The organism is Paraburkholderia sp. (assembly GCF_049581445.1).
Lineage (GTDB): Bacteria > Pseudomonadota > Gammaproteobacteria > Burkholderiales > Burkholderiaceae > Paraburkholderia.
Genome location: NZ_JBAURZ010000354.1, coordinates 1 through 8,735 on the forward strand (window position 1 = coordinate 1; position 8,735 = coordinate 8,735).

The 8,735-nt window shown below is 60.9% G+C and carries 8 protein-coding genes and 1 pseudogene; 7 read left to right on the forward strand and 2 right to left on the reverse strand.

Features of this window, described 5'->3' with window-relative positions; all coding sequences use genetic code 11:
* Positions 1 to 306: 306 nt before the first annotated feature.
* Positions 307 to 1,278, reverse strand: coding sequence for a thymidylate synthase (locus tag WCA85_RS30205; RefSeq protein ID WP_424068542.1), 972 nt, complete (start codon positions 1,276 to 1,278; stop codon positions 307 to 309).
* A 159-nt stretch (positions 1,279 to 1,437) separates the two neighbouring features.
* Positions 1,438 to 2,829 (reverse strand): sigma 54-interacting transcriptional regulator, encoded by a 1,392-nt coding sequence (locus WCA85_RS30210; RefSeq protein WP_424068543.1) that lies wholly within the window; start codon positions 2,827 to 2,829, stop codon positions 1,438 to 1,440.
* Between the two features lie 536 nt (positions 2,830 to 3,365).
* Here WCA85_RS30210 and WCA85_RS30215 point away from each other — a divergent pair.
* The 7 genes and pseudogenes from WCA85_RS30215 to WCA85_RS30245 form a co-directional block, all read left to right on the forward strand.
* Positions 3,366 to 3,875 (forward strand): hypothetical protein, encoded by a 510-nt coding sequence (locus WCA85_RS30215; protein ID WP_424068544.1) that lies wholly within the window; start codon positions 3,366 to 3,368, stop codon positions 3,873 to 3,875.
* A gap of 107 nt (positions 3,876 to 3,982) precedes the next feature.
* Positions 3,983 to 4,438 carry a hypothetical protein gene (locus WCA85_RS30220; protein ID WP_424068549.1) on the forward strand — a complete coding sequence of 152 codons (456 nt, stop codon included), beginning with the start codon at positions 3,983 to 3,985 and terminating at the stop codon, positions 4,436 to 4,438.
* Positions 4,435 to 5,100, forward strand: coding sequence for a hypothetical protein (locus WCA85_RS30225; protein WP_424068545.1), 666 nt, complete (start codon positions 4,435 to 4,437; stop codon positions 5,098 to 5,100). The genes WCA85_RS30220 and WCA85_RS30225 overlap by 4 nt, the downstream gene beginning before the upstream one ends.
* A 24-nt stretch (positions 5,101 to 5,124) precedes the next feature.
* Positions 5,125 to 6,708, forward strand: coding sequence for a hypothetical protein (locus WCA85_RS30230; protein ID WP_424068546.1), 1,584 nt, complete (start codon positions 5,125 to 5,127; stop codon positions 6,706 to 6,708).
* A gap of 69 nt (positions 6,709 to 6,777) precedes the next feature.
* Positions 6,778 to 7,488, forward strand: a complete 711-nt coding sequence (locus WCA85_RS30235; protein WP_424068547.1) for a C39 family peptidase — start codon at positions 6,778 to 6,780, stop codon at positions 7,486 to 7,488.
* Positions 7,489 to 7,495: 7 nt separating this feature from the next.
* Entirely contained in the window at positions 7,496 to 8,332 is an 837-nt protein-coding gene (locus tag WCA85_RS30240; protein WP_424068548.1) for a peptidase C39, read from the forward strand.
* Between the two features lie 119 nt (positions 8,333 to 8,451).
* Positions 8,452 to 8,735 (forward strand): annotated as a pseudogene (locus WCA85_RS30245) (hypothetical protein); the annotation flags it as partial.

Here is an 8,735-nt window from a genome sequence, read left to right on the forward strand (position 1 = left end):
GCCGCACCCGGAGCCTCACCCGGCGCAACAGGCCCAACAACAGCCGCGTCCGCAGCCGCAGCCGCATCAGGAGCAGCATTCGAGCAACGGCCACGACGAGCATCGCAAGGGGTAAGCGCCACCTTGGCCTGGCGCTAAAGGGACCCGGATCGAGCCTGAAAAAACAAAACCCCACGTTCCGGGAAACGTGGGGTTAATTGATAGTCCAAGCCCACGCCTCTCTACCGCGTGGGCTTTTTCTTGCCTTGTTGCCTTGAGCGTTTGTCTCGCCCCGCAGCAGTTGTCCGGTCAGCCGCCTTAAAGGCCTCAAACTGCCATGGGCGCGGTCAACGGTTCGTGATGACGATAGCCGGCTAGCGAGAAATCCGCAGGCTCGATTTTCTCGAGCCACTCCGGTTCGTAAACACCGGTTTGCGCATAGTCGGGTACCCGCGCAGCAATCTCGAGACGCGGACTTTCATAGGGCTCGCGCGTGATTTGTTGCTGCAGCATATCGAGCTGGTTCTCGTAGATGTGCGCGTCGCCGATGAAGTAGGTGAACCAGCGCGGTGAGTAGCCCGTCAACCGCCCCACGAGATGCAGCAATGCCGCGCCTTCGGTCAGGTTGAACGGCGTGCCAAGACCCACGTCGTTGCTGCGGATATAAAGGCACAGCGAAATCTCACGGCGCGCTGCATTCGGCAAGAACTGGTACAGCAGGTGGCACGCGGGCAGTGCGATTTCCTCGAGCACAGCCGGATTCCACGCATGAAACAGGATGCGCCGGTCGGCCGGGTTCTGCATGATGGTGTCCAGGCACTGCCGCAACTGGTCGATTGCCTTATACAGCAGCACCTTGCGTTCACCGTCTTCGTCGAATTCGGTGATCACCTGATAGCCACGCCCCGTGGCATCCGCGATCTGCGCGCCAGCCGACGCGTCGAGCACCTTGTAGGCCGGCCACTTGCGCCACTGCACCCCGTACACGTCGCCGAGGTCGTCGGGCCCTTCACGATAGGGGTTAGCCAGCCACTGCGGATTCTGATTGGCGTTGGCGTCCCATACCTTGCAACCTAGATCGCGAAAGTCCGCGGCGCTGCGTGACGCGCGCAGAAAGCCGACCAGTTCGCCAATCGCCGATTTGAACGCGAGTTTCTTGGTGGTGACAGCGGGGAAACCCTGCTGCAGATCGAAGCGCAGCATCGCGCCCGGCATGCTGATGGTCCGGATGCCAGTGCGGTTTTCCTGCCACGTGCCGGTATCGAGGATCGAGCGGACGAGGTCGAGGTATTGTTTCATTCGGGTTCCTTCGGCGCGGCGCCAGTTAGGTGGCTGGCCTGGGTGTTATCGCGGAAAACCCGATTTTAGCAAGCGCGGGCGACGAGCGTCGCACCGCAGCTCTTCAACGCTATTTAGCGCTATTTTTTTGCGCCCTCTTGAACGCTGTTTTCAGGCGCCTCAGATATGAGGCACGGAGGCCGGTTCGCCATGCGGTACGATGTGCTCGCCTTCCATGTGGCGCATGCCATGCGCACACAACAAGCGGTACAACGTGACACGTGAAATGCCAAGTTCCTGGGCGGCATCGCCGAGGCGTCCGCGGTGACGCAGCAACGCCAGTTCGATCGCCTGCCGCTCGGCCGCCTCACGCGCCTGCGCGAGCGACACCGGCACAATCTCGACGTATTCCGCGAGTTCCAGGTCGCGCGCGGTGATCGCGCGGCCCTCCGACATCACAATGGCGCGCCGTACCCGGTTGATCAGCTCGCGGACGTTACCGGGCCAGCTGTAATTGTGCAGCGCGGCGATCGCATCCGGCGCGAAACCACGCAGGCGGCGGCTTGCATCTTTTCTGAAACGTTCCAGCATGTGGCGCGCGAGTAGTTCGATATCCTTACCACGCGCACGCAACGGCGGTTCGTCGATTTGCAGCACGCACAGGCGGTGATATAGATCCGAACGGAAACGCCCTTCGATCATCGCCGCGTTCATGTCGACGTGGGTGGCCGAGATGATGCGCACATCGACATCGACCGACCCGTGGCCACCGAGCCGCTCCACCTTGCGTTCCTGCAGAAACCGCAGCAGACTCGCCTGGCTTTCGAGCGGGAGGTCGCCGATTTCATCGAGAAATAACGTCCCGCCATTCGCCGCTTCGACCCGGCCGATCTTGCGCTGATTCGCGCCAGTAAATGCGCCGCGCTCATAACCGAACAATTCAGATTGCAGCAGATGCGGAGGAATCGCGCCGCAGTTAATCGGCACAAATGGAGCGCTACGGCGTGACGAACGCTCATGAATCGCGACCGCGGTGAGTTCCTTGCCGGTACCGGATTCGCCGGAAATGAACACGGGCGCATCGGTCATGGCGACTTTGCGGATGGAGCGGAATAGCGCGAGCATCGCGTCGCACGAACCGACCATTTCGCCTTCGGTGCCGCCTGGGGTGCCGTCGTTCGAGGCGGGTTCGCCAAGGGAGATCATGCCGTACGCGTGACCAACCGAATCGACAATCCGGTCGCCCGAGTAAGGCACAGTGACGTAATCGAAACAATAGTCGCGCACCAGACGGCGCAATGCAGCGTCCTGCAACTGACCGGGCATGGTCGCGGCGACCCATCCGACATTCGGCATCGTTAGACACGATTCGAACGCGGCAATCTCATGTGGCTGGAAATGGCTCGAAAGATCGAGCAAGCCGCCCGCTGCCATACCGGCACGAACGGCGCGGCGTACATCGCGCGCTGAACCCACGACTTCAACGTTCCAACCCCGCTGGTGAAACCGGGTGTTCAGTTCCACACTGGGGTCACGCGAAACATAAATCAGTTGCCGCGTTGCGGATTCCATTATTCTGATCCTCTCGTCAACGAACGTTAAGGATGACGGCACGCGCCTGAACACGTTTTAAGCGCGCTGACTCAGCCCGGGTTTCGCATTTTGGCAAAAACCGAACGGCCATTCCATTCCGTGCGGACAGCTGATCCCCGAAAAGCGGCGTGTGTGATTCAGACGGCCCAGCGTCGGGCTTTTTTAAATGTGACTCTGTTTTCGAGAGCTTACTATACGCGCGTCGCTTCGAAAACAAATATGCAAATTTAATCCGTCCCTTCACCGCCACACAAGGCTGGGCGGGCGATTCGCAAGTCTACGCATTTTGAATAAAACGTTTCCACACGCGTTTGCCAGGGATGAACCCTGAGCTTTCGCGTACCGGCGCTAATTATCAATTACCGGTATTTCCTGCCACCCGTTTCAGGGCTGAAACGTTTTTGCCTCATTTTCAATAAAAACCATCTCACCCCTCCTCCGCAGTCCTGTCGCATCAATGGATTTGGGCGCATGGCACACGTTTCGCTAAATGCCATGCACCAAGGAGACACACCATGCGACTCGTTTTCCGCATTGCCCTGCACCATTTACCGATGTGCGCCGCGCTGTGCGGTGCCCTCGCTCTGGTGGCGCTGCCCCAGAGCGCCAACGCGCAGGCATCCGGCGACTCGAATTCCGTCAGCACGCAACACTCTGTCGCCGTAACAAGCCCGGCCAATGACGCTTTCGCGACCGTAACAGCCACGCCGAAGGCCCAAGACGCGGCCAGCACCGCGAACCCGGGCGCTTCCGGTAGCGACCTCGCCGATGTAGCACGGAGCGTGCCCACCGATGCCACATCGCCGAACGATTTCTCGCTCGATGACCAGGTGCTGTCGCGTCAGCGCGGCGGCTTCAGCGGCATGTTGATGGTTGCGGCCACGCCACAACTGATGCGTAGCGCGGGCAACGGCGGCAATGGCGTGACGCTGTGGGACGAAATCGCCCCTCCTTCGCCGATGCCGATTCCGCTGGACGCCGCGGCCAACGCGCAGGGCAACGTTGCCGCCTACCAGCGCAAGTAAATAAGCCGCCGCACATCACGCCCACTCAACCCACGCGCTCGCAGTAAGGAACTGACATGACCACTTCAACCTGGATGCCGCGTACCGGCCACCGCCTCGCCGCACCGATGCGTGTGTTGCTCGGCGTGCTGGCCAGCGGCCTGGCGCTGCACGCCGCCGCCCAGCAAGTGGTGAATCCGGGCGACCTCATCGTCGAACGTCAGATCACGCCACGCGATGCGTTCGTCGCGGTGCCGACCAGTCAGGACCCGGTGTCAGTGCGGGCCACTACCTTCCCGGCCAACTCCTTCGATCCGGCCATGGCCACGCTCGTCACCGACAGCGATCTGACCAACGCCCGTGGTTCGACCGGAGTCGGTGGCAATAGCGCCCTGAGCGGCACAGGTCTGCAGGCGGTCACGCAAATTCTGAGCGGCAAGGCGACCGGCAACAACATCGCGCTGAACTCCGGCGGCATCGGCCAACCGGCGGCGGGCGTGGGCGGCACGATTTCCTCGTCGGTGGTGGGCACGCTCGCGCCGCTGTCGTCGGCGCTCGGCGGCGCACTCGGAGGCATGAAATGAACGCCGCTCGCAATCGCACCGGGAACATCACGCGTAATGCGCCCTTCCAGGCTCGCTGGAGCTACGCCGCCGCCTGCATCGTAATCGGCGTGACCAGCTTCGCAAATTGCGGCGCGTACGCGCAGTCGATACCAACCGTCGGCGCCACGGCGACGATTTCAAGCGGCGTCGCGACCGGAACGACCGGCGCGCTCACGGTGAACGAGGCGGCCGGCCTCAGCAACGCGCAGGCTAACCAGTTGACGATCACGACAGGCGGCGTCATCGGCAACGACAACGCCAGCACACAGAGCGCATCAGGCGCCGCGAGAGTCACCAATGCCAGCGCGTCAATTCAGGGCAATGCATTTTCCAACACGTCCGGAGCGGTTCTGGTGAACCAGTCTGCGGGCGCAGGGAATCTTCAGCGCAACAGTACCCAGATTGGTACTGCGGCGGTTGGAGTCGAGACCGTCTCGGATGGGGAGCTATCCGCGACGGCCGCGAAAAACGGCGGTCTGGGTCAATCGATCGGGGTTAATAGCGTACGGGAGGCCAACATTTCAAACGAAGCCTTCAAGAACGTCAGCGGGATTGTTCAGATCAACCAGGCAGCCGGCGCCGGTAACGCTACGGCAAACAGTTTTGTGCTCCGTCCCCCGGCGGGCACTTTTTTTAACTGACAACACAAGTATCGGAGCGAAATCATGAAGCGCACTCTCATTGCAGCAGCCGTTCTCATCGCAGCTTCGGGCAGCGCATTCGCGTCGCCGAAAGACCCGTACATCTTCAATGCGACTCTCGTGGGTGAACAGGTCGGCCTTGAAGGATGGGTCACGCTGTTTGGCTGCATCGACGTGTCCAGCAGCGCCGGCGCCGTCATCAACAACAACCAGAGCGTCAATGTGCACGCTTCGCTGGATCCGCAGGCACAAAGTTATTCGGTAGGCAAGGTCACGACCTCGTACGACAACAGCATGCATAGCGTGACGGGTACGGGCACCAACAGCACGTATAACTACAGCGCCTACGGCACCGCTTCGCAAGGCACCTCGACGCATACTTCGTCGAACTCCGACGTGGCGAACTCAACCACCACGAAGAGCTCATCGAGCGGCTATGCGTACGGCAACCAGGGTTCCGCTAGCGAAAGCAGCGCCTATCACGCCGCGAGCGACAACGGCAGCGCCCATGACAGCACGATTTCCGCTGGTCTGACCAAAACGGATAACAGCAGCTACAGCAACACCAGCGGCAAATCGGGCAACGCGACCGGGTCCGCTTCGCAAAGCGCAGGCGGCTATGTGACCCTCTCGGCAAGCGACTCGCACCACGGCCACCCGGGCAATGGCAGCGCGAGCGTCACGCTGTCCGGATCGGAAGGCACCGCCGCGACGGCTAGCGCCTCGTATGACAAGAACAACGCGTCCAACGGCACGCATTCGTCGGGCTCGGTGAGCACACTCAACGGCTCGCTCTCGACGACCAATGCCAACAGCGCGTATGCGGACGGTTCGCAAAGCTGGGGTGCTTCGGCGCAGGACAGCGGCTCGGGCTACAAGGCGAAGACCTCGACCGATACGTATGCCCACAACTCGTCGTCGACGAAGACCGACACGCAATCGGGCTCCTCGTCCTACTCGACGGCTTCGGGCTCGACCCATGCCTGGGGCTACAGCGTGAATGACTCGCTGAACACCACCAATGAAATGGTGACCGGCAGCGTCACGCAAGTGATCAACACGCAAGCCGCTGGCACGCTGAACGCCACCACCGGTACGGGTGCTGCTTCGGGTGTATCGGGCAACCTGGGTATCAACATCGGCGAAGGCATCGACAACGCTCAGAGCAACGACGTGTCGCTCGCTTCCGTGGATGTGGGCAACGTGTTCGGCAATGCCCAGGTGTTCAACATGCAATCGTCGGCAGGCAGCGCGAAGATCAACAACTTCAACCTGAATGCGTCGATCGGCGACAGCTCGCTGCAAAACGTGTCGGGCAACGTTGGGGTGAACGTGGCATCGGGTATCGGCAACGTGCAGAACAACAGCCTTGCCGGTGCAGTGACAACCACGACACCGGGTAACGCACTGACGACAGCAATGGTCGCCACGGACGACAACACGCAAAGCGCCACGATGTCGGTTACTGGGCAATTCCAGGGTACCGCGATGCTGGGTAACAACGCGCTGCAAGGCTCGCAAGGCAACATCGGCGTGAACATCGCCGGCGGCGCAGGCAACCTGCAGCACAACGGCCTCGCAATTGCAGCATTGAATAGCGGCAAGTAAAAAAGCAATCAGGGTGGGACGCGCCGGCGGCCATTGTAGCTGCCGGCGCGAATGAGGCAGGAGACCAGCATGTCCGGGTTCGAGCGTGTCCCGGCGCTACGGTTCGCCCTAGCGTTGGCGTGTTGCACTGTGTGTGGGCCAGGCCACGCACAGTCGACCATCAATACAACTAATCTGGCGGGTGTGCCGTTGACCAAGACGCTGCACTCGATGAAAGACATCCGTTACAACCACATCGTCAGCCAGCAATACGACTATAGCTGCGGTGCGGCCGCACTCGCGACGCTACTCAAATTCGGCTACGGCATCGACATCCCGGAGACCGAACTGATCCGCCGCATGATGGTGTTCTCGACACCGGAAGTGGTCGTCAAGAACGGCTTCTCGATGCTCGACATGAAGAAGTTCGTCGAGACCATCGGGCTGCGCGGGCGGGGCTTTCGCGTCAACACGGATGCGCTGTATCACCTGCAGATTCCCGTCATGGTCCTGATGAACATCAACGGTTACGAACACTTCGTCATCGTGAAGCATGCCGCGGACGGCCGCATTTTCATTGCGGACCCGGCCCTCGGCAATCGCATCGTGATGGAAAGCGACTTCGCGAAAAGTTGGAATGGCCTCGTGTTCGCGGTGCTCGGCAAACCCTTCAGGGAGGATTCACCACTGTTGCAAGACAACGAGTCGCTAGCCCTCAAGCTGCGCGCAAACGCGCTGGCCACCGGGACAGCGGCGACTCCTTTTGTGGAGTACGGCTTGATCAAGGCAGAACTATTCTGACCCAAACATGAAACGCCACCTCTCACAATTGGGCCTCGCGTTGTGCGCCACGATGTGCGGCCTCAACAGCGGCGCTTTTGCCGCTGACATCGCCGGCTTGCCACCGGTGCCCGAATTTTTATCGACTCACGATCTTGCACCCCAAACGCTCAAGGTGCAGCCCGTTGACGATGACGTACTCGAACAACAGACCGGCAAATACGCCGGCGGAACGATGATTTCCGGGTTCGTACTGAACCTGCTGTCTCAATGGCAATTGCCGAACGGAGTGACTGCCCTTGCGCAAGGCACACTCACCGCGACGCAAAACGCGGCTGGGCAGATTGCAGCGGCGGTCAATACGCTCGCTCAGGTCACCAGCAACACGCCGGGCAATAACGGTAGCGCAGGTGCGGGGAACACCGGCGCTAACCCCAACGCCACCGTGAGCGGCGGACAGAACGTCTCGGTAAATGGCGTCTCGCAGGTCTCGCAAGTAGCCGGTAATAGCAACGTGGGCAGCAACTCGACGACGATCGACTTCACCAATACGCCCGTCGTCGTTGCAGGCGGCAATGGTTCGCCATCCGCGGCGGCATCCAATTCGACCGGCTCCGTCAAAGCCGGCATCACGTTCGGCAGCAACGGTGTGACGGTTGCGCTGCAAACGCCGGCGGGACTGGCGACGCAAACCATCGCACCGAGTAACGCACAGATCGCACAGTTGCTTCAGATAGCAGGCAATAACCAGCAAGTCGCCAACCAGTTGCATTTGCAGTTGCAGACGCAACAGATGTCCGCTGCGATGGTTCGGCAGCTTGGCGTTCTACAAGCCCTGCAAAACAGCGCCAGCTCAAGAAGATAAGGGGATACAAAGCGGGCCGCCACCCGCCAGAAGCAGAAGGAGCAAACGAAGCACTGATTGGACAGCGCGCTGCCTTTGGAGAATGGTGGTGCGCCGTCGGAATACCGGGGGAATACAAAATGAATAATGCTTCACGCACCGGAGTGCCGCGCACGGCACTGGCGGCGATTCCAGTCGCCGTCATGCTGTTCGCACTCTCTCAGGCGGCAGGCGCCCAGGCGCTTGCCAATCAATCCGTCGACGATCGGCTGAACATGCTGATGCGTGTGGTCGACGAGCAGCAGAAACAGATCAACTCGCTAGAGCAGCAGGTCACCAATCTTGAGATGTCCCAGCGCGGCCGTGGCTTGTCAGGGCCGCCCTCGGCCTCGGATAGCGCCGCCGTCGCCGATCAGCCCGGCGC